Annotated in this window: 23 protein-coding genes; 13 read left to right on the top strand and 10 right to left on the bottom strand. The window is 57.5% G+C overall.

Annotated features, from left to right (window positions below):
- Positions 1-45: 45 nt before the first annotated feature.
- The 7 genes from ACW5XC_RS13685 to ACW5XC_RS13655 all read right to left on the bottom strand — a co-directional run bounded on the left by ACW5XC_RS13685 (position 46) and on the right by ACW5XC_RS13655 (position 7,064).
- Entirely contained in the window at positions 46-1,287 is a 1,242-nt protein-coding gene (locus ACW5XC_RS13685) for a mechanosensitive ion channel family protein (RefSeq protein ID WP_005335524.1), read from the bottom strand.
- 143 nt (positions 1,288-1,430) lie between these two features.
- Positions 1,431-2,630, bottom strand: coding sequence for an acetate kinase (locus ACW5XC_RS13680; RefSeq protein ID WP_005354534.1), 1,200 nt, complete (start codon positions 2,628-2,630; stop codon positions 1,431-1,433).
- Between the two features lie 274 nt (positions 2,631-2,904).
- Positions 2,905-3,375, bottom strand: coding sequence for a YhcH/YjgK/YiaL family protein (locus ACW5XC_RS13675; protein WP_042052348.1), 471 nt, complete (start codon positions 3,373-3,375; stop codon positions 2,905-2,907).
- Between the two features lie 314 nt (positions 3,376-3,689).
- The gene (locus tag ACW5XC_RS13670; RefSeq protein ID WP_005362790.1) at positions 3,690-4,796 is read right to left on the bottom strand and encodes a 1-acyl-sn-glycerol-3-phosphate acyltransferase; all 1,107 of its coding nucleotides are present in this window, start codon (positions 4,794-4,796) and stop codon (positions 3,690-3,692) included.
- A 130-nt stretch (positions 4,797-4,926) separates the two neighbouring features.
- The gene (locus ACW5XC_RS13665) at positions 4,927-5,625 is read right to left on the bottom strand and encodes an aspartate/glutamate racemase family protein (RefSeq protein WP_042052349.1); all 699 of its coding nucleotides are present in this window, start codon (positions 5,623-5,625) and stop codon (positions 4,927-4,929) included.
- Positions 5,626-5,751: 126 nt separating this feature from the next.
- Positions 5,752-6,342 (bottom strand): LysE family translocator, encoded by a 591-nt coding sequence (locus ACW5XC_RS13660; protein WP_005335534.1) that lies wholly within the window; start codon positions 6,340-6,342, stop codon positions 5,752-5,754.
- Positions 6,343-6,467: 125 nt separating this feature from the next.
- Positions 6,468-7,064: a LysE family translocator gene (locus ACW5XC_RS13655; protein WP_042052350.1), complete on the bottom strand. Its 597-nt coding sequence runs from the start codon at positions 7,062-7,064 to the stop codon at positions 6,468-6,470.
- 116 nt (positions 7,065-7,180) lie between these two features.
- Between ACW5XC_RS13655 and ACW5XC_RS13650 the strand changes: the two genes are divergently transcribed.
- From ACW5XC_RS13650 to ACW5XC_RS13640, 3 genes are all read left to right on the top strand, one after another.
- On the top strand, positions 7,181-8,557 hold the full coding sequence (locus tag ACW5XC_RS13650; protein WP_042052351.1) for an aminotransferase-like domain-containing protein: 1,377 nt from the start codon (positions 7,181-7,183) through the stop codon (positions 8,555-8,557).
- Between the two features lie 54 nt (positions 8,558-8,611).
- Positions 8,612-9,079, top strand: coding sequence for a hypothetical protein (locus ACW5XC_RS13645; RefSeq protein WP_042052352.1), 468 nt, complete (start codon positions 8,612-8,614; stop codon positions 9,077-9,079).
- Between the two features lie 168 nt (positions 9,080-9,247).
- Positions 9,248-10,909, top strand: coding sequence for a response regulator (locus tag ACW5XC_RS13640; RefSeq protein WP_042052353.1), 1,662 nt, complete (start codon positions 9,248-9,250; stop codon positions 10,907-10,909).
- 114 nt (positions 10,910-11,023) lie between these two features.
- Here ACW5XC_RS13640 and ACW5XC_RS13635 read toward each other — a convergent pair whose 3' ends face one another.
- Positions 11,024-11,437, bottom strand: coding sequence for a CBS domain-containing protein (locus ACW5XC_RS13635; RefSeq protein WP_040068349.1), 414 nt, complete (start codon positions 11,435-11,437; stop codon positions 11,024-11,026).
- A 154-nt stretch (positions 11,438-11,591) separates the two neighbouring features.
- Here ACW5XC_RS13635 and ACW5XC_RS13630 point away from each other — a divergent pair, with 154 nt between their 5' ends.
- The 6 genes from ACW5XC_RS13630 (at position 11,592) to ACW5XC_RS13605 (ending at position 17,436) form a co-directional block, all read left to right on the top strand.
- Positions 11,592-13,502 (top strand): ABC transporter ATP-binding protein, encoded by a 1,911-nt coding sequence (locus tag ACW5XC_RS13630; RefSeq protein ID WP_042052354.1) that lies wholly within the window; start codon positions 11,592-11,594, stop codon positions 13,500-13,502.
- Entirely contained in the window at positions 13,495-13,956 is a 462-nt protein-coding gene (locus ACW5XC_RS13625) for a DUF2390 domain-containing protein (protein WP_042052355.1), read from the top strand. Before ACW5XC_RS13630 ends, ACW5XC_RS13625 begins: the two co-directional genes overlap by 8 nt.
- A complete protein-coding gene (locus ACW5XC_RS13620; protein WP_042052356.1) occupies positions 13,950-14,804 on the top strand; it encodes a 23S rRNA (adenine(2030)-N(6))-methyltransferase RlmJ in 855 nt (284 codons plus the stop codon). Before ACW5XC_RS13625 ends, ACW5XC_RS13620 begins: the two co-directional genes overlap by 7 nt.
- A gap of 701 nt (positions 14,805-15,505) precedes the next feature.
- Positions 15,506-15,889 (top strand): hypothetical protein, encoded by a 384-nt coding sequence (locus tag ACW5XC_RS13615; protein WP_042052357.1) that lies wholly within the window; start codon positions 15,506-15,508, stop codon positions 15,887-15,889.
- 92 nt (positions 15,890-15,981) lie between these two features.
- On the top strand, positions 15,982-16,515 hold the full coding sequence (locus ACW5XC_RS13610) for a hypothetical protein (protein WP_042052358.1): 534 nt from the start codon (positions 15,982-15,984) through the stop codon (positions 16,513-16,515).
- A gap of 90 nt (positions 16,516-16,605) precedes the next feature.
- Complete coding sequence (locus ACW5XC_RS13605) at positions 16,606-17,436, top strand: hypothetical protein (RefSeq protein ID WP_042052359.1); 831 nt, start codon at positions 16,606-16,608, stop codon at positions 17,434-17,436.
- A gap of 276 nt (positions 17,437-17,712) precedes the next feature.
- On the opposite strand, the gene ACW5XC_RS13600 is transcribed toward ACW5XC_RS13605, so the two are convergent.
- Positions 17,713-17,919: a hypothetical protein gene (locus ACW5XC_RS13600; RefSeq protein ID WP_042052360.1), complete on the bottom strand. Its 207-nt coding sequence runs from the start codon at positions 17,917-17,919 to the stop codon at positions 17,713-17,715.
- A 191-nt stretch (positions 17,920-18,110) separates the two neighbouring features.
- Here ACW5XC_RS13600 and ACW5XC_RS13595 point away from each other — a divergent pair, with 191 nt between their 5' ends.
- Both ACW5XC_RS13595 and ACW5XC_RS13590 read left to right on the top strand, forming a co-directional pair.
- Positions 18,111-18,476: a DUF2061 domain-containing protein gene (locus tag ACW5XC_RS13595; RefSeq protein ID WP_005343334.1), complete on the top strand. Its 366-nt coding sequence runs from the start codon at positions 18,111-18,113 to the stop codon at positions 18,474-18,476.
- A 186-nt stretch (positions 18,477-18,662) separates the two neighbouring features.
- The gene (locus ACW5XC_RS13590; protein WP_042052361.1) at positions 18,663-19,259 is read left to right on the top strand and encodes an MliC family protein; all 597 of its coding nucleotides are present in this window, start codon (positions 18,663-18,665) and stop codon (positions 19,257-19,259) included.
- A 38-nt stretch (positions 19,260-19,297) separates the two neighbouring features.
- Here ACW5XC_RS13590 and ACW5XC_RS13585 read toward each other — a convergent pair whose 3' ends face one another.
- Positions 19,298-20,473 carry an aspartyl protease family protein gene (locus tag ACW5XC_RS13585; protein ID WP_042052362.1) on the bottom strand — a complete coding sequence of 392 codons (1,176 nt, stop codon included), beginning with the start codon at positions 20,471-20,473 and terminating at the stop codon, positions 19,298-19,300.
- A 482-nt stretch (positions 20,474-20,955) separates the two neighbouring features.
- Between ACW5XC_RS13585 and ACW5XC_RS13580 the strand changes: the two genes are divergently transcribed.
- Together ACW5XC_RS13580 and ACW5XC_RS13575 are read left to right on the top strand one after the other, a co-directional pair.
- Positions 20,956-21,384: a VOC family protein gene (locus ACW5XC_RS13580; protein ID WP_042052363.1), complete on the top strand. Its 429-nt coding sequence runs from the start codon at positions 20,956-20,958 to the stop codon at positions 21,382-21,384.
- A gap of 273 nt (positions 21,385-21,657) precedes the next feature.
- Positions 21,658-21,996: a hypothetical protein gene (locus ACW5XC_RS13575; RefSeq protein WP_074042668.1), complete on the top strand. Its 339-nt coding sequence runs from the start codon at positions 21,658-21,660 to the stop codon at positions 21,994-21,996.
- Positions 21,997-22,107 lie beyond the last annotated feature (111 nt).

The raw sequence follows: 22,107 nt of genomic DNA, 5'->3' as shown, positions 1-22,107 counted from the left end.
AATATGCGGTTTTTCCCGCGCCCCCGACCCGTCCGGTTTCCCTGTTTATCCCCGTTGCCAGGCACGCATATCGTAACCTGTGGGAGATTGATGCAACCGCAGATGAAATTGCTCAATGATGGCGAAGATATGGTCGAAAATATCGGCCTGGATCCCTTCGTAATCGGCCCATGCGGTAGTCGCGGTAAAGCAGTAAATTTCCAGCGGCAGACCGTCTGACGTGGGTGCCAGCTGGCGCACCATCAGGGTCATGTCCTTGCGAATGCCGGGGTGGGCACGCAGGTAGGCATCCAGATAGGCGCGCAGGGTGCCGAGGTTGGTGAGGTGACGGCCGTTGATGGGGCAGCTCAGGGCATCGCTCAGCTGCTGGTTGTAGGCACTCAGCTCCTGCTCCTTGCGGCTGAGATAGGGAGCCAACAGTTGCGCCTGCTTGAGCTGCAACTGCTCCTCGGCCGTCAGAAAGCGCACGCTGGTCATGTCGATATTGACGCTGCGCTTGATGCGGCGCCCCCCCGACTCGGTCATCCCCTGCCAGTTCTTGAAAGAGTCGGAGATCAGGGCATAGGTGGGAATGGTGGTGATGGTCTTGTCCCAGTTCGACACCTTGACCGTGGTGAGGCCGATGTCGGTCACCTCGCCATCGGCGCCGTACTTGTCCATCTGCAGCCAGTCACCGACGCTCAGCATCCGGTTGGCGGAGAGCTGGATCCCCGCCACCAGCCCGAGGATGGGGTCCTTGAACACCAGCATCAGCACTGCGGTCATGGCACCCAGACCGCTGAACAGGAACAGCGGCGACTTGCCGAGCAGCAGGGCGATCATCAGGATGCCCACCAGAATGCTGCCTACCAGCTTGGCCCCCTGGAAGATGCCACGCAGGGGCAAATCCCGACCAAGGCGGGTGTAACGGCTCACCGACAACAGGCAATCGAGCAGGGCGAAGAAGGCCAGCAGCAGGAACAGCAAAATCCAGAGCTGGGCCACCATCTCGATAAGTTTGAGGCTATCCGATTGACGGGGCAGCCAGATCTCCGCCTGACCGAGCAGCACGGCCCCCTGCAGCACGAAGGCGAGCCGGTTGAAGAGACGCTGTTGCAGCTGGGGCGGCAGCCATACCTGCTTGGCCTTGCCGAGGATCCCCACCAGCCTGACCAGCAACACCCGGTGCAGCGCCATATGCAGCAGCAGCGAGGTGATGACGATAAAGCCCAGCGCGATCACCAGCGCCATCAGGCTGGTCACTTCCACCCCAAGGCCCGACAACCAGTTAAAAAACGCCTCTTTCATTGCTTTCTCCCGAACCGGGCAGCCCGCTGGCTGCAAAAACAGTAGTGGTCAGGGTACCGCTCCCCTCCCCCATGTCAAATCGGCGTACGCCAGAAATGACAACGCCCGGCACAGGCCGGGCGTTGTTTCAAAGCGAGGTTGACTTAGCAGACCAGGCTCAGGGCATCGCGAGCGATGACCAGCTCTTCGTTGGTCGGGATCACCATGGCGCAACGGCTGTCGGCGGTGGTGATGCGACCTTCGCCACCCAGTACCGCGGCGTTGTTGGCCTCTTTGTCCACCTTGAAGCCGAACAGAGCCAGACGGTTCAGCACCATCTCGCGCACCATCGCGGCGTTCTCACCGATACCACCGGTGAAGACCACGGCGTCCAGACGACCGTCCATCGCAGCGGCATAGGCGCCGACATACTTGGCCACACGGTAGGTGAAGACATCCAGCGCACGCTTGGCACCGGCGTCGGTAGCATAGTTGGTGGTGACGTAGCGGCAGTCGCTGCTCGCTTCGGTCATCCCCAGCAGACCGGACTCACGGGTCAGGGTGTGGTTGATCTGCTCAACGCTGTAACCGAGCTGGTCGTGCATGAAGAAGACCACGGCCGGATCGATATCGCCGGAGCGAGTACCCATCGCCAGACCTTCCAGCGGAGTCAGACCCATGGAGGTGTCAACGGATTCGCCGTTCTTGATGGCGCAGACAGAGGCACCGTTACCCAGGTGGCAGTTGATGATGTTCAGTTCATTCAACGGCTTGCCCAGCTCTTTTGCGGCTTCTTCCGCAATGTAGCGGTGAGAAGTACCGTGGGCACCGTAACGACGGATGCCGTGTTCGCGGTAGAGCTTGTGCGGCAGCGCATAGAGGTAGGCCTCTTGCGGCAGGGTCTGGTGGAACGCGGTGTCGAAGACGGCCACGTTCTTCTCGGACAGCTGCGGGAACACTTTCAGCGCGGCGCGAATACCGATGAGGTGGGCCGGGTTGTGCAGCGGGGCGAACGGAATGGCGGCTTCGATACCGGCGATCACGCCGTCATCGATACGCACGGAGCGGGAGAACTGCTCGCCACCGTGTACGATTCGGTGACCGATGGCCACCAGTTGCTCGGCAAGAGTCGGATCCTGCGGCAGGATGTGACCCACGATATGGTCGAGGGCCTCCTGGTGAGCGGCACCCGCTCCCAGCATGGCTTCGCCCTTGACCCCGTGGAGTTTCCATTTGATACGTGCATCATCCAGATTGAAGCATTCGGCCAGGCCGGACAGCATGTCCTCACCTGTTTCGGCGTCCATTACGGCAAATTTCAGGGAAGAGCTACCGCAGTTAAGGATCAATACCAACTTGCTCATTTTCTACATCTTCCTGTGCTTCGGCTTTATGCCGACAGTGTCGTGTCATCCAAAAGAGGATGGGATTCCCCTGCCGGGGGCTTATGGTCGCAGGAGGGTGCGTCCAATTTTTCAATTCTTGCTCTTGAAAGAGTCATCGCAACCTGTGGTGCGTATCACTGGTTTCAATTCTTGCTCTTGAAAGAGCGATCGCAACTTGTGGTGCGTATCACTGGTTTCAATGCTTGCGAGCCTCAACGCATCAGCTGCGCAGGGCTCGCCTCAATGGGAGTGCTCAGGCGATAGCCAGCAGATCCTTGTGTACCTTGACCACCAGCTTCTTCACCTTGGCGGGCTGGTTGAAGGTACAGAGCGGGCGGTGCAGCTCGCCCGGCCAGAAGATGGCGAAATCGCCCGGTTGCAGCGCCAGATAGCTGGTCTGCTCGTCATCGACAAACCAGAGGTCAGGATGGGGATGGTCGGCGCCGTCGCTCACGTAGTCGTGGGGGCCCACACCTATCCACTCTTCACCGCGCAGCAGCAACTGGATATCGAGATACTGCTGATGGAATTCGCCACGGCGATCCGCGACTGGCTCGGTCAGATCCTCGCTCACCAGACAGAACAGGTTGAGGCCATCAATCTCGGTCTTGCCGAGCGGAGCGTCACCCCAGTGAGCCACGCTCTTCACCACCTCGGCCATAATGCGGGCCAGCGGGGCGGGCAGCGGCGTCCGCTGCAGGGTGTTCAGGCTACCGGTGATCATGGCGTCTGCTTCCTGTTAGGTATATCTGGGCGGCATCTTTGCCAGCCAATGAAAAAGGACCTGTGATAGGTCCTTCAATAATGCCGTCTGCAATCCGTGCAAACCGGTTTAGAGCTTTTGCTCATGTTCAGCTATATGGGCACTGTTACACACTCGTCAGCACCTTGCCAAGAGACATAATCCCATTTTCATAGTGATCGTACCAGCTGAAACCATATTATTCACCACCCTTTCCCCCTCGACTTTGACCAGACGCAAAAACGGGCGCATCAGCGCCCGTTTTTTTCGCAAAACCGTTTAACAACCGGTTTCATTCAAGCCTTTTTGGCGTTTTCCACCGGTTTTGCGTACATGGCTCGCCAGATCGCCTTGTGCTCTTCCGGCACCTCTGACTGACGGGTCAGGAAGGCCGCCTGCTCGATGGTGTTGGCCTTGCCGGAGACATCAGCCGCCAGATAGTTGCTGGGGAAGAGGTGGTAGCTGCTCCAGATCGCCTTGTCGATCAGCGCGGCCAGTTCGTCCGGATCGCTGAAGCCCTCGGTAATGGGGGCGCCGAAGGAGACGTGTACCCGCCCCTTCATGCCGACGATACCGGCGACAATACTCTCGATATCCTCGAACTCGCCCTTCTCGTAACTGCCGTTGACCGACTTCTCGTAAAGCTCGCGCGCCTTCGCCTTGTCGGTGGGGTCGAGCTCATAGCTGATGCTGACCGGCACGATATTGAGGCTGCGCATGTAGTCGACGAAGTCGATCTTCTGCTTCTTGCCGTCGACGTAGAACATCTTGAGGATGGCGGGATCTGTCTTGTCATCGCCATTCTTGGCGCGCCCTTCCTTCTGGGCGATCCAGATGGAGTGACCTTCGTGAACCGAGTTGCCAATATAGGCAGACAGCTCGCCGAGCGCCTTCATCATCTCCCGCGGCCCCTTGGCGGAGCGTTTGACGATAAAGCTCTTGTTGAGCTTCATCAGCTCGGTAGCGCAGGGTTTGCGCAGCAGGTTGTCACCGATGGCGATGCGCACGGTATCGAAACCGTGGGTGTGCAGCCCCCAGTTGACGAACGCCGGGTCCATGGCGATGTCTCTGTGGTTGGAGACAAACAGATAGCCCTGCTCTTTCTTCAGATGCTCGATCCCGGAGAAGGTCACCCCCTTGGTGGAGGTGGCGATCATGCGGGACATATACCGGGTAACCCCCATCTGGACCTGATGCACTGTGGTCACTTTTGACCATTTGCGGCGCAGGAACAGGCGGATCATCGGGCGGATGGCCCAACCCAGCCAGCTCATCAGGGAACCAAAACGATACTTGGCGATGGCGCCGATAAATTCATCATCCTGGATCAGCCGTTCGATGGCTGCCGGCACTTCTTCATCGCGGTAGGGGCGAATATCCGCGAATCTATCTACTTCAGTCACAATGTCAGCCTTGCATGCTAGGAAACCGCAGCCAACCCGCGTTGGCCGGGGAAAATTCAGGGCGCAATTTTACACGCTTTTATGGCAAGGGGTATGAGACAAGCATGAATAGTGAGATCTGACCAGTTTATTAATCAGCTGCCAGTGCCAGCGCGACCGCCGCTTCGGCATGGATGGCAGTGGTGTCGTAGAGCGGCACCGCCGCCCGGGCATCCCCCACCAGCAGGGCAATCTCGGTGCAGCCGAGGATCACCGCCTCGGCACCCGCAGCCGCCAGCCCCTCGATAATGGCCAGATACTCGGCCCGCGATGATTCGCGGATATCCCCCAGACAGAGCTCGTCATAAATGATCCTGTGTACCCGCTCCCGCCCGGCCTCATCGGGTACCAGCACCGCCAACCCGAAGCGCTCCTGCAAGCGCCCCTTGTAAAAATCCTGCTCCATGGTGAAGCGGGTGCCGAGCAGGCCGACCCGGGTTATCCCGTCCGCCCGCAATTTGGCCGCGGTGGCATCGGCGATATGGAGCAGCGGGATATCGATGGCCGCCTCAATCTCGGGGGCCACCTTGTGCATGGTGTTGGTGCCGATCAGCAAGAAATCGGCGCCGCCATCCTGCAACTTGCGCGCCTCCGCCGCCAGCAGGCGGGCAGTAGCGGGCCAGTCACCGGCATGCTGCAACCGCTCGATAGCGGCAAAGTCGACGCTGTTGAGCAGCACCCGCGCCGAGTGCAAGCCGCCAAGCTGCGCCCGCACCCCGCGATTGAGCGCCTGATAGTAACTGACGGTGGACTCCCAGCTCATGCCACCCAGCAGACCGATACATTTCATATGAACTCCTTTCATCCCAAGGGAGGGCAGAACCACGCCACCTTGCAGGCAAGGTCACTGGATCGAGATAAAAAAGGCCCCGCAGGGCCAACAAGACAGCCGGTAAAGGCCTGGGTCAACCCCGAGCTAAATCCAGATCATCCCGACACAGGCGGCCGTCGCCAGCCCCATGCCGAGGTTGAAACGCCGCCAACCCCGGGCAGTGCGGATGATTTGCCGCACCTGGGCACCAAAAAGCACCCAGAACGCCCCGGTGTAAAGGCCGGTAATAAAGAAGATCACCAACACCCAGAGCGCGGAGGGCCAGTAAGCCTCCCCCGCCAGAGTGAAACCGCTGATGGCGGAGAGCGCCATCATCCATGCCTTGGGATTGAGCAGTTGCAGCATGGCCCCCTGATGGGCGGGAATGAGCGGCCGGTTGCCCTCGGCCGGGCCGCTGGCCGTCGCCACCTTCCACGCCAACCAGAGCAGATAGGCCGAACCGATAAGCTTGAGGCCGTCGTGCAGCAGCGGCACCTTCTCGAACACCACGCCAAGCCCCAGCGCGGTAGCGAGGATCATCAGATTGATCCCCCCGACCACCCCCACCAGCAGGGGAATCGTGCGGCGAAAACCTTGCGCCGCCCCGGCGCTGGTGAGCAACATATTGTTGGGCCCCGGCGTGCCGCAGGTAACCAGAGCAAACCCCGCCAGGGGCAGTAACCAGTTCAGATCCATCTCAACCTCTTGTCGATGCAACGCCCCCGTTATGGGGAAAGCCTTCTAATATGCAGAGCCAACCCCGTGGCGACAAGTCAGAAATGCCTCTTTCTCGGCCACCTCCCCCATCAGCGCAGCACGGCTCAATACCAGAGCATCACCACGCAGAGCGCCGTCAGCAGACCGAGGGAGCCGTTGAGCCGCCGCCAGCCCCGATCCGAGCTGATCCAGTTGCTCAGCTGATGGCCGAACAGTACCCAGACAAAGCAGACCGGCAGGGCCACCAGCGCAAACATGACCATCACCGCCAGCTGACTCGACCAGTAACTGGCGCCGGGCAGGCTGAACAGACTGATGGCGGAGATCCCCATCATCCACGCCTTGGGATTGAGGAACTGAAAACCCAGCCCCTCCAGCATGGTTAGCGGACGGGCGCTCCGGGCAGGATCCCCCGGCGCCCCGGCCACCGCGATACGCCACGCCAGCCACAGCAGATAGAGGCTGCCGAAGATCTGCAAACCGAGCCGTAGCAGGGGCCAGCGCTCGAACAGCGGATAAAGCCCCAGCGCCAGCACCAGTTGCAACACCGGCTGCCCCAGCCCCACCCCGAGCAGATGTGGCAGAGTGCGACGCACCCCGAAGTTGGCGCCGGAGGCCGTCAGCATCAGGTTGTTGGGCCCCGGCGTACCGCAGGTGAGTACGGCAAAACCGAACAGGGTGACATACCACTCCATCGTCATATTGTGACTCCTTGCTTGCCACATTGTATCGATACAATGTGTGCTATTTGGTTGTTATCAGGTTGAAATTCACGCTATATTGACAACAAATTTTGATCAATGGATTTATTGTCACCATGACAATCTGGACACCCGACCTTGCGGCCTTCGATGGCCCCCTCTACCTCAAGCTGGTCAAAGCGATCGAACAGGGGATCGCTAATGGCGAGCTGCCACCGCAGACCCGATTGCCTACCCACAGATCCCTGGCGGATCGTCTAGGCGTCACCGTCGGCACCGTCACCCGCGCCTACAGCGAGGCGGAGCGGCGCGGCCTGCTGGCCGCCCGGGTGGGTCACGGCACCTGGGTCAAGGGAGCGAACACGGATCCCGCCAATGAGTGGGTGATCCGCCAGGAGGAAGGGCACCGCATCGAGCTGTGGCAGAACCTGCCGGTGCAGCTGGATCGGGCGGCCATCATTCGCCCCATGCTGGGGGAAGTGGCGGACGGGGATCTCAACGCCCTGCTCGGCTACGACAAGGAGGCGGGACGGCCGGATCAGCGCCAGCAGTTCGTCAACTGGTTGGCGGAGCAAGGAGTGGCCTGCAGTGAGGATCGCCTGCTGTTCAGCCACGGCGCCCAGCACGGCATCATGCTGGCGCTGCTGGCTACCAATTGCGTGGGGGAGACCATCCTGTGCGAGGGGCTGAGCTACCCCGGTATGCTGGGCAACGCTCGCCAGCTGAAGAATCAGGTGGTGGGGCTCGCGATGGACGAGGAGGGGCTGCTGCCCGAGGCGCTGGACGCCGCCTGCCGCACCCGCCGGGCCAAGCTGCTCTACCTCACACCGACCCTGCAAAACCCCACCACCGCCATCATGAGTCTGGCGCGGCGGGAGGCCATCGTCGCCATCGCCCGTCGCCATGATCTGCTGATCATCGAGGATGACGTCAACGGCCTGCTGCCCCAGCAACCTGTGATCCCTCTGGTCAATCTGGCGCCGGAGCGGGTCATCTATCTGGGCAGTCTGGCCAAGATCGCCTGCGGCGGTCTGCGGGTGGGCTTCGTGCTGATGCCCCCCGCCCTGCGCAGCGCCTTCGCCCAGACCATGCGGCTGTCGAGCTGGATGGTAAGCCCGCTGCTGATCGAGCTCGCCTGCAAAATGGTCAGTCAGCGCCAGATCATGCCGCTGGTCGAGCAGCAGCGGGAGATCCTCAAACGCCGCGGCGAACTGCTGCGCCACCTGCTGCCTGCCGCCCGCTGGCAGCCGGGCAGCATGCACGCCTGGCTGCCGCTGCCGGAGCCCTGGCGCAGCCAGCAGTTTGCTGCCGCCGCCGACGCCCTTGACGTTGGCGTGGCGAGCGGGGAACACTTCGCCGCCGGTCAGTTTGCCGCTCCGCAAGGGGTGCGCCTGAGCCTGAGCCAACCCGCCACCGACGCCCGGGTCGGCGAAGGGCTGGCCCGTCTGGCCCAACTGCTGCAGGGGACGCCCCCCAGCAATCCCCTGCTATAGTCAGGGCCAGCCGACCTGACCTTCACGCTTCATCGTCATAGCCAAGGAGATGCCGTGCCCCCCATCAGAGCCGCCCTGTTGCTTGCCACCCTGTTGCTGGGTGGCTGCGCCTCGTCAACGACCCACCAGCAGCTGGGGGCCGCGCTCAATGGACTGGAAGGGGAGTTGCAACGACTGGAAGAGGAGCTGGCGGCGATGAACGGCTTGCACTATCAAAAGGCGATCGATGCCCCGCTCAGTTTGCGCCGTGCGCTCGGGGCGCCGCTGCCCACCCCAGAGGGGCTGGTGCCGGTGGCCAGCAAGCTGGAGGATGGGCCACTCCTTCGCTATCAATACCGACTGCCAGCGGGGATGGTGAGCCTGCCTCAGGACAACCTCTGCCAGCGCTACGAGTTCGAGCTGCGCCATCTGGGCCGCCTCGGCAAACTGGAATTAAGCTGGCTGGGGGAACAGGGCAAGGGGTCGCGGCTGATCCGCCAGAGCGACTGCCCCTTCGGGACGCAGATCCGCCCTCGGCAATAGCAGGTCGCAGCCCTGAGCGATGGCATAACCGATTGAAATAAGAGCCCATAGTGCGCCCTCCAGCACACTGCTGGCTACTGTCAGCTTTTCACTCAGCGAGTGCTGTGCCTATGTTCCTCTTGGGTCTACCATAATCAACCTAATGGTTTGCTCACAGGAAGTACCTGCATGACGATACTGCTGCTCGAAGAGGATCCCCTGCTCCGTAGCGCCATCACCCGGGAACTGACCGAACAGGGGGTGCCCGCCGACCGGATCCACTACCACAGCCATCCAAACCACGAGCGCAGCGGCCTGCTGGCCCTGATGCAACAGCACGCCTTCGACGCCATCATCTGTCAGCAGGACAAGCAGCAGGATCTTGACGGAGCCCGGCTGCTGCACGAAGCGCACTATCTCGGCCTGCTGCAACCCGGTTGCGTATTGCTGCTGCTCGATGCCGATCAGAGCGAGCAGGAGTTTCTCCCCTCGGATCTCTACTTCTCCCTCTATCTGGCTCTCCCCTTCATGACCCAGCAGCTCACCGCAGTGCTCGGCCAGCTGGTGAAGTTAAGCAACCTGACCCGTACGCTGGCCGCCCCCATTCTGCTGCGGGAGTGGCAACTGGCTACCGCCCTCTGTGAAGACCTGCTGTTTCAACGGGAGAATCGCTCGCTGACCCCCTGGCTGGATCGACTCAAGGGCTACCTTCTGCTGCAATCGACCGAGCGGATCACCGCCGCCCAACACTATGCCCTCTGTGCCAACGAGTATCAGGCGAGCTGGCCAAGGGCCGGGCTCTTCTACGCCATGCTGGGGCTCGGCAAATTGCAAAGCGCCCGGACCGACTTGCAGCGCCATCAGGCCAACCTCTCTGCCGCCACCCGGCTGGAGCTGCAACTCGCCAGCCAGCTGCATCAGCATCACTGGCTGGCGGCGTGGGAGACCATGGGAGAGCTGCTGCAGATCCGCCCCCATCAGCCGCGCTGGCATCAGCTGGCGATGTTGCTCGGGCTGGTGCTGCAAGATGAGGAGAAGGTGCTGGAGCAGGCCAACAGCCTGACCCTGCGCCACTTCAGCGAGCAGCGCGTCCGGCTCGCCATCGACAGCTTCATGCTCAATGCCAGTCTGGCGGTGCTGTGGCACGCCCCCTCAAGCAACCGGATCCGCTCCCTGCAACAGGAGTGGGAGCACCTCAAGCGCACCGTCCACCTGCAGCCCCACGAATATGAGCTGCTGCAAGCGTTGATGCTGGGGCTGGATTACCGCTTCGACGAAGCACTGATCCTGATTGCCCACCACCAGCCGGATGAGGGGAGCGACAACCACCTCACCCTGCTGCTCGGCTTTGCTGTCAGCCAGTTCTGCGGTTTGCCCCACCACGCCCAGCGCTACCTGACCCAGCTGACCCAATACCGCGTCAGGGTTGCGCCCCACCCGCTCACCCGCCAGCTGTTCCACCATCTGGTGGCCGAGCTGGGCCAGCGCCTGACGGCGAGAGAACAACGGCTCAGCGAACTACGCCAACTGCGCCACAAGGCGATGCAAGCCTGCCAATATCAGACAGCCCTGCAAGCGGGCTTGCAGCTGCTGGAGGAGTTCCCCGCCCTGCCGGGCGATGCCTGGCAACTGCTGGAACTGCTGCAACACTGCTGGCCTGCGGGTATGGCCGCTCCCAGGGTGGCGCTGCTGGTCGATACCCTGGAGCGGCGCCTCAAGCACAGCCCCGCGTTTCTCGATCAACATGCCCAGCAGTACCAGCGCACCCTGCAGGAGATCCGCACCCATCTTCAGCCACACCTCTCCGGCAGCGGCCCCTCCTGTCTTGTCGCAGGGCAGCCCGAGCCGTGATGATGCAAGCGTGCAAACCGGCATTGTCGGCAAAGCCAATATAGAGAGAGGGGAGCCTTGGCTCCCCTCTCTCTATATTGGTTCTCTGTCAGCTGATGGCGATGAGCGTTGGGCTCAAACCAGCGCATCACTCTCCAGCGCCGCCTTGAGAAAATCCTTCCAGCTGATGATGCCGACCAGAGCGCCATTCTCCAGCACCGGCAGGCAGGAGACCCCCTTCTCCAGCATCAGCTTGACGCCGTCGCGCACGGTGAGATGGGGAGCGATGGTGACGAGCTGACGACTCATGATCTGGTGGGCCCGCTTGTTGAGGGTTTCGGTATCGCGGCTCATCTCGGCTTCGGAGTCGAGATAGGGGCTGATGGCGCGGAACAGATCCCGATCCGAGATGACCCCTACCAGCTCCTCCTCTTCCAGCACCAGCAGGTGACGAAAGTGTGCCTGCTCGAAGATATCCCTGATGACTCGGAGTCGATCATCCATTGAAACGGTGGCGACCCGGGTCGTCATAATATCCCTGATATGCATGCTAACCTCCCGTAACCAAACTGGTTTCTCTGTTATGGCATGTTTTTGCAGCGCCAGCCAGTGGCCAGCCCTTCGCTACAGTGCAAATCAGCGTCATTTCACGTAAGATCCGCGCCAGTTTTTCTCCTCCATTTTGAGCAAGCAGATCCCACCCATGATAGTTGCCAGTCAAATCGAACTGATCCGCGGCGGCCGCAAGCTGCTGGACAACGCCTCCGCCACCATTCACCCCGGCCACAAAGTGGGTCTGGTGGGCAAAAACGGCTGTGGCAAGTCCACCTTTTTTGCACTGGTACGGGGCGAGCTGGCCATCGACAGCGGCACCTTCAGCCTGCCCGCTGGCTGGCAGATTGCAGGCGTCGCGCAGGAGACCCCGGCGCTCGACTGCTCCGCGCTCGAGTATGTGATCGACGGCGACAAGGAGTTCCGCTCGCTGGAAACTCAGCTGGTGCAGGCCGAGCAGGATGACAATGGTCTGCTGGTGGCCGAGCTGCACGGTCGCCTCGATACCATAGGCGCCTACAGCATTCGCGCCCGCGCCGCCGAACTGCTGCACGGCCTCGGTTTCAGCGACGAGCAGCTCAGCTCGCCGGTGCGCAGCTTCTCCGGTGGCTGGCGCATGCGTCTGAACCTCGCTCAGGCACTGCTCTGCCGCTCCGATCTGCTGCTGCTCGATGAACCGACCAACCACCTGGATCTGGACGCGGTGATCTGGCTGGAGAAGTGGCTCAAGGGTTATCAGGGCACGCTGGTGCTCATCTCTCACGACCGCGATTTCCTCGACTCGGTCATCAGCCGCATCATCCATATCGAGAACGGCAAGCTCAACGAGTACACCGGCGGCTACTCCGACTTCGAACTGCAGCGCGCCGAACATCTGGCCCAGCAGCAGTCGATGTACGAGAAGCAGCAGCGGGAGATGTCCCACATGCAGGCGTATGTGGACCGCTTCCGCTACAAGGCCTCCAAGGCCCGTCAGGCCCAGAGCCGCCTGAAAGCCATGGAGCGGATGGAGAAGATCCTGCCCGCCCACGCCGACTCGGAATTCAGCTTCGAGTTTCGCGAGCCGTCGGCCCTGCCGACCCCGCTCATCGCCATGGAGAACCTCTCTGCCGGTTACGGCGACAAGGTGATCCTGGAGAAGATCAAACTCAATCTGGTACCGGGTTCGCGCATCGGTCTGCTCGGTCGCAACGGCGCGGGTAAATCCACCTTTATCAAGATGCTGTCGGGCTCCAACCCGCCGCTCTCCGGCAAGCTCGAAGTGAGCGCCGGGGTGAGCATCGGCTACTTCGCCCAGCATCAGCTGGAGACCCTGCGTCTCGACGATTCTCCGCTCGATCATCTGGCCCGCCTCGCGCCGGACAAGACCGAGCAGGAGCTGCGCAACTATCTGGGCAGCTTCGGTTTTCACGGTGACAAGGCGCTCGACAAGGTGGCCCCCTTCTCCGGCGGCGAAAAAGCGCGGCTGGTGCTGGCGCTGATCACCTGGCAAAAGCCGAACCTCCTGCTGCTGGATGAACCGACCAACCACCTGGATCTGGAGATGCGCCACGCCCTGACCATGGCGCTGCAAGGCTTCGAAGGGGCCATGGTAGTGGTCTCCCACGACCGGCACCTGCTGCGCACCACCACAGATGACTTCTATCTGGTGCACGGTGGCCGGGTCGAGCCGTTCGACGGCGATCTGGACGACTACCACAAGTGGCTCGGCGAGCAGGAGAAAGAGGCCAACGCCAAACCGGCCGACGGCCCCGTCTCTGCCAACTCGGCAGTGGCGCGCAAGGATCAGAAGCGGCGCGAGGCGGAGTTCCGCCAGCAAACCCGTCCCCTGCGCCAGAAGCTGGAAAAGCTCGAAGCGAGCATGGAGAAACTGCAAGGCAAGCTTGGCGACATCGAGAGCCAACTGGCCGACCCAGCTATCTACGAAGAGAGCGCTAAAACCAAGCTCTCCGAGCTGCTCAAATCCCAGGGCCCCCTCAAGGAGCAGCTGGAAGAGGTAGAGCTGGAGTGGATGAGCCTCTCCGAAGAGCTGGAAACCATGGAGCAAGCCTTCTTTGCGTGACGAACAGCTGATGGCCAGCGAGCGGGTCGCGGTCCACGAATTGCCGACGCCGATCGGCTTCTGGCACTGGAGCGGCAAGGTCTATGGTGAGCGCAGCCAGGATTGGCTCACCGTGCAGGAGCAGGGGGGCAACGTCAATCTGGCGCTGCTGCTGCACCGGCTCGATCAACTCGGCATCGTGGTCGATCTGACCGACCTACAACCAGCGCTGGTGCAAACCGAGGCGGTGCTAACCCCGTGGCGCGCCCTGCGCCAAAGCGCCAAGGCGCGGCTCGACGAGCAGCAGTATCAGTCGATGCTAGCCCACGAACTGGAGCTGGAGCGGCTGCAACAGGGCGTCCTGTTGCAGACCCTGCGCAGCCTCTCCCTGTTTCGCGGCAACAGCCGCAATTTGTTGAACTATCTATCGTTACTGGGTGCCCAGCAGGGCCCCCTCAGAGATCTAATATGCTGAGCTATCGCCACGCCTTTCACGCCGGCAACCATGCCGACGTGCTGAAACACGCCGTTCAGGCCCTGATCATCGAGTCCCTCAAGAAGAAGGAGAAACCCTTCATCGTGCTGGACACCCATGCCGGTGGCGGTCTCTACGACCTGCGCGGCGACTGGTCCCAGAAGAAGGCCGAGTATGCCGATGGCATCGGCCGCCTGTGGGACGAGCGGGCCCAATGGTCTGCCATGGCCCCCTATCTCGGCATCATCGAAGAGATGAACAGCGATGGCGAGCTGCACTACTACCCCGGCTCGCCGGAGCTCTCCCGTCGCCTCACCCGCGAGCAGGACAAGCTGGCGCTGATGGAGCTGCACAACAACGAGGTCGAAGATCTGCGCGCCAATATGGGCTATGACCCCCGCGTCGCCGTGCACCACCGTGACGGCTTCGAGGGGCTGATCGCCCTGCTGCCGCCGACCCCGCGCCGCGGGCTGGTGCTGATCGACCCGCCCTATGAGCTCAAAGAAGATTACTTCGCCGTGGTCGACACCCTGAAAAAGGCGCAGAAACGCTGGGCGACCGGCATCTACGCCCTCTGGTACCCCATTCTGGGGGAAGAGGCGGACAAATCCCGCGACATGCTGCGCGCCATCAAGCGCGAAAACTTCGGCAACGTCCTGGTGGCCGAGCTGGAAGTGGCCGGTCAGACTGCCGACTGGGGCATGAACGGCTCAGGCATGCTGATCATCAGCCCGCCCTGGATGCTGGACGAGCAGATTGAAGCCTTCTTGAAGCCGCTCTGTGCCAAGCTGGCGCAGGGCGCCGGCGCCCAATACAAGGTCGAGTGGCTGAACAAGGTCGCAGAGTAGGCCCGCACCTGCTCGCTCTGGCGCCCGGTCAACGCGCCAGCGAGACTGCCAGCCAAGCCGTTCACTGTGGCGGCAGAGAAGCCCCGTTCAGGGGCTTCTTGTTTTTTACCTGCCAGCGCTTTTACCCACTAACTGTTTTCCTCACCAATGGCGGCCACGCATCCCCTCTGCACACCAGACCAGCAGTTATTGATTAATTAATTGATCTGGCTCAGGAATTCCCCGCATACCTCTTTCCCTTGGCCAATAGGCCAGTACTATAGCCAATTGACAACAAAGCCTCGTAGGAGTCACCCCATGAGCCATGCCAACCCCATCCCGTTGGTTAAACGCAGCAGACTGGAGGCTGTAATTCAGGGGCGGTAGCCATGCCGGATGGAATGGATAAGCGAACGTTGCCTACGACCGACTCAACATGGTGACGACCCCATTTTTATTTCTGACCTGCTCATGCTGGCGTGATCTGGCGGCGCTTGCCAAGAGTGCGCTGAGCACTGATTTTTCACTCAGTAGTAACGGTGGCGCAAAAAGAGGAAGTAAAGCGAATACTCTCAACATAAGAAGCAAACGGGTAACATTATGATTTAATGGTTTTTTTACTTGGCGGCAGTGAAAATGTTACGGAGTTATATGGAATGCTCTGCTAACGGATTAGTGCCGCCTTCCATCTAATCACTGTTAAGCATTAATCAGGATTCATCATGACCGACAAAGTTATACACCTTGCTCACTGCTTATATGTCAACAATGAAATTGACTACGAATGGACTAAAGAAATTGGAGACGAGTTTCATGCGCTCTCCAATATGTATGCAATTACATTGGTCCAGAAAAATGAATTCTCTAAAGAAGCCTTGGCTACGGTAATTGTAAAAACGAACTTAGGTCAAACCCAAGCTGAAACAGGTAAAATTTTCTCAGCAGTAATGCATTCGTTTAAAAAACTACAGTCCCTTCCAACCAAGAACGTAAGTCTCATTTCTACAAAAGCAAGCACTCTTCCAGGGTTCATTCCAACGGAGGTTGATTTATTAAAAATCATGACCGACATGTACACCCAGAACGCAGCCGGCGGTAATGCCTAACAAATGGTTCAAACCGTTCGCTTCGCTCACTGGGGCGGGCTAAAGCCCGCCCCTTAACCAAACGTTAGGCTAAATCGCTATCGGAAATTTGAATGGATAAAAATAGAATCCAGCTGGCTAAAGATTGGAATAAATTTAAAAGTGATTTTCATTCTCGCTGCTATGAGTATGAACCTCTTAGCGAGACGCTTAAAAGTCATATTGTGTACTTTTCGAGTGACTTTGATGAGCCCAAAAAATCACAACTAGTGTTGGCATTCATGTATCAGCCGATAAATACATACTACAACGAGCATGGTGGTATAAGTGTAGAGCAGGAGTGGGGGTGCCGACTTTTTTACACGTTCCAGTATAATGGATCTGTGCTATGCAAAATTAAAGACTATGACGGATATGACTATGTGGCGAGTAATTTTTCATCAGCTAAAAGAATAACAAAGAGTAAGCTGGAGAATAATTTTGAGAAATTTCTTTTAGTTGAAAGATGTACAAGCAAAATTACTCAGCTTAGCTCTTTGGATAAGTTGAGATTCTTTATCTTCAAGAGACTGTCAGTACTCAGCTTGATTGGGATGGTAACCATTATTGGAAAATGTTTGCCCATAATTAAAAGTTTATATAAATAGTATGGCCTAACAATCTCAGTCACAGCGATGGCTTTTCTGTTGCGGCTTAGCCTCCACATGCTGCGGGCGTTAAATACCAAAGGAGATTATGTGCAGTATTTGAAAAAACTAGCGGGCATGGCTTGTAAAATCTTCCCACACTTTATACTGGTTGTTTCAGGGGTATTCCTTTGGTGGTATCTAAATGAGACCACAAACAGCTCTGCCAATCTATTTAGTTCTTTGGCTAGCGGTATTATCAGTGGTCTAATTACTGCGTTATTACTTTTCGTTTTCGCCATTTTATGGCGTAAAAACATCGAGCCTTGGTTTGAAAATATTCTATATCAAGATGTATGCATCGAGGGGGAGTGGTCTGGGATACTGATACCCTATCTTGGTCTAGAATATCTTGATAGAGCAGCCAAAAGGGCTGCTTGGCGAAGGTTTCAGGAGCGCCTTATAAAAGAAAGAAAGGCCGAAAGAGGTGAGCCTGTTCCTGCTTCATCAGTTAGTGAACGGGGCGAGCAGAGAGAAGTAAGCGCTGAACTTATTCTTCATGATGACTCAGAAGAGAAGCAGGAACCCGAAAAAGAGAAACACATTAAAATAGCGATTGGTTCCGTACCAATTATCGTAAGAGTAGAAATTTTTAGAACAGGCCACAAAATAAATGGGCGCATCATTGAGATTGGTGGTGCCAGCAAAGTGCACACTTACACTATCTCAGGAACTTTTAAAAATTTAATACTTTCTGGTTGTTATGAAACGTGTAGCAGAGATCATATAGATCGCGGGGCATTGTCGCTCATGTTAAAAAACAATGGCAAAGTTTTTGAGGGCTTCTTCTCTTCATATAGTGACAGTGAGCATAAAATAACACCGATGCAGTGTGTTCTAAAAAAGAAAAACCAGTTGAGTGACGAGTCTAATGGTATTTAACAATCGCAGGCACAGCGACGGCATTTCTGTTGCGGCTTCGCCTACACTCCAAGGCCGCGCGTGCTGCGGGCGTTATGCTTACGAGCATGATTAGCTACTCATTCTTATGGGGACAAATCTGGGCCCCCCACCTTTTTGAGTAAGGCGTTGCATAGCCCGAACCCAAAAGATGGGTGTCCAAGGTCTTCTGTTCACCGAGTTCAAAAGCAAAAGCCCCATCACGGGGCTTTTTCTATTGGTGCGGCCGGTGTGCGCGGCAGCCTGAGCCAGCCCGCCCTATGAGCGGACAGGCAGATCCTGTTTCAGCGCAACCAGCAACAGGGCCAGCAGGCCAAAGGGCGGAAACAGACAGAGTAGGGAGCAGATAAGGGTGCTCAGCACCGGATGCTCGCTCTTGCGGCGCGCCAGTCGCCAGGCGATGACGCCGACGATGACCATCAGCAATGCAATGAACTGGCCAAGCAGGGTGGCATTGATATTCATGAAAGATCCTTTTTCATGGGCAAGTGTGAAGAACCTGTACTTTATCGCCTTGGTTGCGATTGGCAACCGCTGAAGCGCACCGGCCACTCGCCCGTTGATAGGTTCTCTCTATTTCGGCAATAGATGAGAATAATTTTCATTTAATCTCATTTCGGCGGATACTCACATCATCAACAGAGGGAACCGCCATCATGAAAAAGACCATCAGCTTTGCCATCCTGCACTTCGGTGTCGCCTTTACCGTGGCCTACCTGCTGACCGGTGAACTGCTGACCGCCAGCCTGATCGCCCTGATCGAGCCCGCCGTCAACACGGTCGCCTTCTACTTTCATGACCTTGGCTGGCACAAGCTCAAGCCAAAGCACAGCCTGCAGGCCAAGACCAGCAGCTTCGCGGTGGTCCACTTCTCGGTGGCCTTCGGGGTGGCCTTCCTGCTGAGCGGCGAGCTGCTCACCGGCGGCGTGATGGCGATGATCGAACCGGCCATCAATACCGTGGTGTTCTTCTTCCACGAGCGGCTGTGGCGCGCCCGCAGTCAGCAACTGGCGCTGGCCTAAGCAACCGGGCAACCCGCCTCCCCCTCTATCGCGGCCACAAAAAACCCGACATTCCGGCCAGGAGTGTCGGGTTTTTCCGTTTGGCAGCCATTCAGCAGTGCAAGTGCGCTCGGCTCCCCTGCTGCATTGCCCTGTAGAGTGTGTTGTAGTAGGCAGATATGCCCTCCTCATTGCTGGAATCTATCGATGAACAAGACCTTGCTTGCCACCCTGCTGTTTGCCCCTCTGCTGGCCAGTGCCGCAACCCCCTCCTTTGACTGCACCAAAGCCTCCGGGTCGGTCGAAACCCTGATCTGCAAGGATGCCGGACTGGCCGCCCTTGATAACGAACTGGCGGCCCTCTACCCCAAGGCGATTGCTGCGCTCTCTCCCGAACAGCTCAAGACCGAGCGTGCCATGCAGCGCGGCTGGATCAAGGGTCGCAACGACTGCTGGAAGGGGCAGGATCTGCGCCAGTGTGTGGAGGATAACTACCTGCTGCGGATCACCGAACTGCAGATCAGCGGCGGCCAGCTGATGGTGCCGGCACCGGTCAACTACAAGTGCGGCAAGAACGTCACTCTCTCCACCTACTTCTATAAAGATGCCAAGCTGCCGGCCGCGGTGATCAACCTGAGCGAGGGCGACAAGCAGCAACAAGTGCTCGCCTATGAAGCCCCCAGCGCCAGCGGCGCCCGTTATGAAGGGCAAAACCTCACCTTCTTCACCAAGGGGGACGACGCCACGCTGGAGCGTTACGGCCAGCCAACCCTCACCTGCATGGAAAATCCGACCAAGGGCTGAGGCTCATAGGGGCGGCTCGTCTTGCCGCCCCACCTTGACTAGATGGCGATATCCAGCGGTTGTCCTTCCCGCACAATCCGCAACTTGAGCGACCCCGGCTTGCTGGTGCTGAGCAGCTCACGCACCTTGTCGATTTCGAGGGGACGATAAGCCACCCCGTTGATCTGCTCCAGAATGTCGCCGTTGGCCAGACCATAGGGGGCAAGATCCCGTTCATCGCTGTAGTAGACCTGCAAATGCTCGCCATCAAAACGCACCCCGATATTGCGCAGGACTGGCGGCACTTTGCGCGCCAGGCTGTCGGCGTCGTAGCAGAACATCATCCGCCCGGGCATGATCGCAAAGCGATTGAAGCGGTTAACAAAATCCAGCCCCAGACCATACTGCTCATTGCTGTTTTCCGACACGCGCAGTTCACCGAGCTGGCGCTCATCAAAGTGCAGGCCGGTGAGGATATGGTCACGCCCCTCCACCATACCGCTGGCGTCCACCCCTTTGCGTGGCATCGCATCTTCGCCAGAGATCGCCTTCTGACTCACCATAAAGTCGATAAAGGCATGATCGGCATAGCTCTGATCGGCCCCGGTATCCAGATACATGCGCACGCTGCTCTCGCCGTGGGTCAGATACACTGCCGGGGAGCGGTTGTAGCTATCTTCATAGCCGATGCAACGCTCGAAGGTGGCTGCCGACGGTGCCGTCAGCGAAGCCGTGAGCTGATGCCTGTCGCGATCAAACACCCAGTTGAAACGGCGGATGGTGTCGATCCCGAGGATGCCATCGATACGGCTGCCGAGAGACTGGGAGAAAAGATCGAAATCAACGGTTGCCCACAAATCGCTGTCATCAATGGTGACCGACCCCACCGAGAAGGGTTGCGGCTCAACAAAGCCAAGCTGCTCGCTGCCCAGTTGGCTCGAAACGCTGTTCACACTGGCAAAATCAGCCTGATAGGCCCTGGGCAATTCACTTAAGGTCAGCGCCTTGAAACGGCTGGCCAGACGACGATCGATAAAGGTGATACTGGCCCCGGTATCCAGCAAAAACTGGTACTGCTCACCGGCGATGGTGACGGGGATCAGGGGGGCACTTTCGTAATGCACTGTCAGCACCGGGCCGGGTGCATTGCGTTTGGCGGATGAATCCGGGGCTGTGCAGCCTTGGACGACGAACAGGACCAACATGGCCAGCGCCACTTTGAACTGCGACTTCATAACTCTCCTTCCCGATAGCAGATGCCCCCGCGACGCCACCACATAATGCTATCTTGTTGATTTATAGATAAATAAGCTATTTCAGCGGGGGAGGCGGACAATAACAAAGAGTTTTATGCTGGTTCAAGCCAGATATGACCATGAATATTCTATGGTGATAGCTCAAGAAGGGTTGTTCACGCTATCTAGGCGCGTCATCAATCGTTGGCGAGATTTGATTAATTTATTGATCTTGCACAGAAAATCTCAATATTGAGCTTTCTCTCCACAGCGCCATGGTTAATATTGCCATTTGGCAACAATTGCCTCGTCGGAGTCTCCCATGAGCCATGCCAACCCCATCCCCTTGGTGAAACGCAGCAGACTGGAGGCTGAAATTCAGGGGCGGTAGCCATGCCATATCTCGCCCGGTCCCTTTTTGATCCAACCAAACTGACCGGTAAGCTGCTTATTCACCCACAACATGCAAATCAAGGTGGTGTATGGAAACACAAACCCTGCATCGTGGTCGCTTGCTCGACCATATCCAACTGGTGGTCAAAGATTTGGTCGCCAGCCAGCGCTTTTATACGGCCATTCTCACCACCCTCGATATTCCGCTGGGCGGCACAGGTGAGGGCTACTTCTGGGCAGACGAACTGTTTGTCACCTCTGTCGACAGCCCCGCCGCACTGGGGGTGTTGACCGGTCGCCACCACCTTGCCTTTCAGGCAAAAGATCGCGCCATGGTGGATCGCTTTTATCAGGCCGCACTGGCCAATGGCGGCAAAGATAACGGCGCCCCCGGTGAGCGTAATTACCACCCCGGCTACTACGCCGCCTTTGTCCTTGATCCGGACGGCAATAATATCGAAGCGGTTTATCATGGCGAGGCAACGCGCAATGTGGAATCAGTTAAAATTCAGTTTTAGCAATATAGTGAAATACTATTAATATGAGGTCCGTAATGAACTATGAGGTAATTACATTTTGCTAAAAATGGTGGTGTTATAATTTCATTATTACAGCACTTTTACATTGCCAAAGGTAAAGCAAAGTTATAATTTCAAGCTAAAATTACAACATTATTATAAATTAATTTTTCAGCTTATTGACAATATAGCAATGCTCATACAGAAGGATCAAACATAAAAGCATCGCCTCTTTATGTCTAATCACTATTATACATATTATTAGGAATAGCAATGACAAAAATGAACGTAAAAACAGAACTAGAAAACCTGAAAAAAGACTTTTCTGAACTCATGGACTTATTTTATAATTCACATGTAAATATCGCGTTGATATCTGAAAAATACGCTAAAATCAAAACTCTGGTAAATGATAGACTCGTTTTTCTAGAAAAAGAAGAAAAAGTTAAAAAATTAAATAGATATGAGGTTTGTTTTTTACTACCTGCTATCAGGGAGGTAAGTCTGCACTGTACCGCTAGAATTGGTTCAAAAAACATCGAACAATTGAGTTCTTCTATTTATGACGGAGAAGACTATTGCTCTTACTGGCTTACTGCACTAGGTACATAAAAATATTCGAGAGGTACTATCAAGTACTCTGCCATTTAAATCTCGATGGCTATCTTTATTTTTTGATCTTGAGTTTAGTACCAATAAGTTAATGGCAACGTAAATTAGCAT

The sequence above is a fragment of the Aeromonas sp. 25-AL00135 genome, from assembly GCF_054052385.1.
Note: the sequence above shows the minus strand (reverse complement) of the source record. Positions and strands in the feature narration are given on the sequence as shown.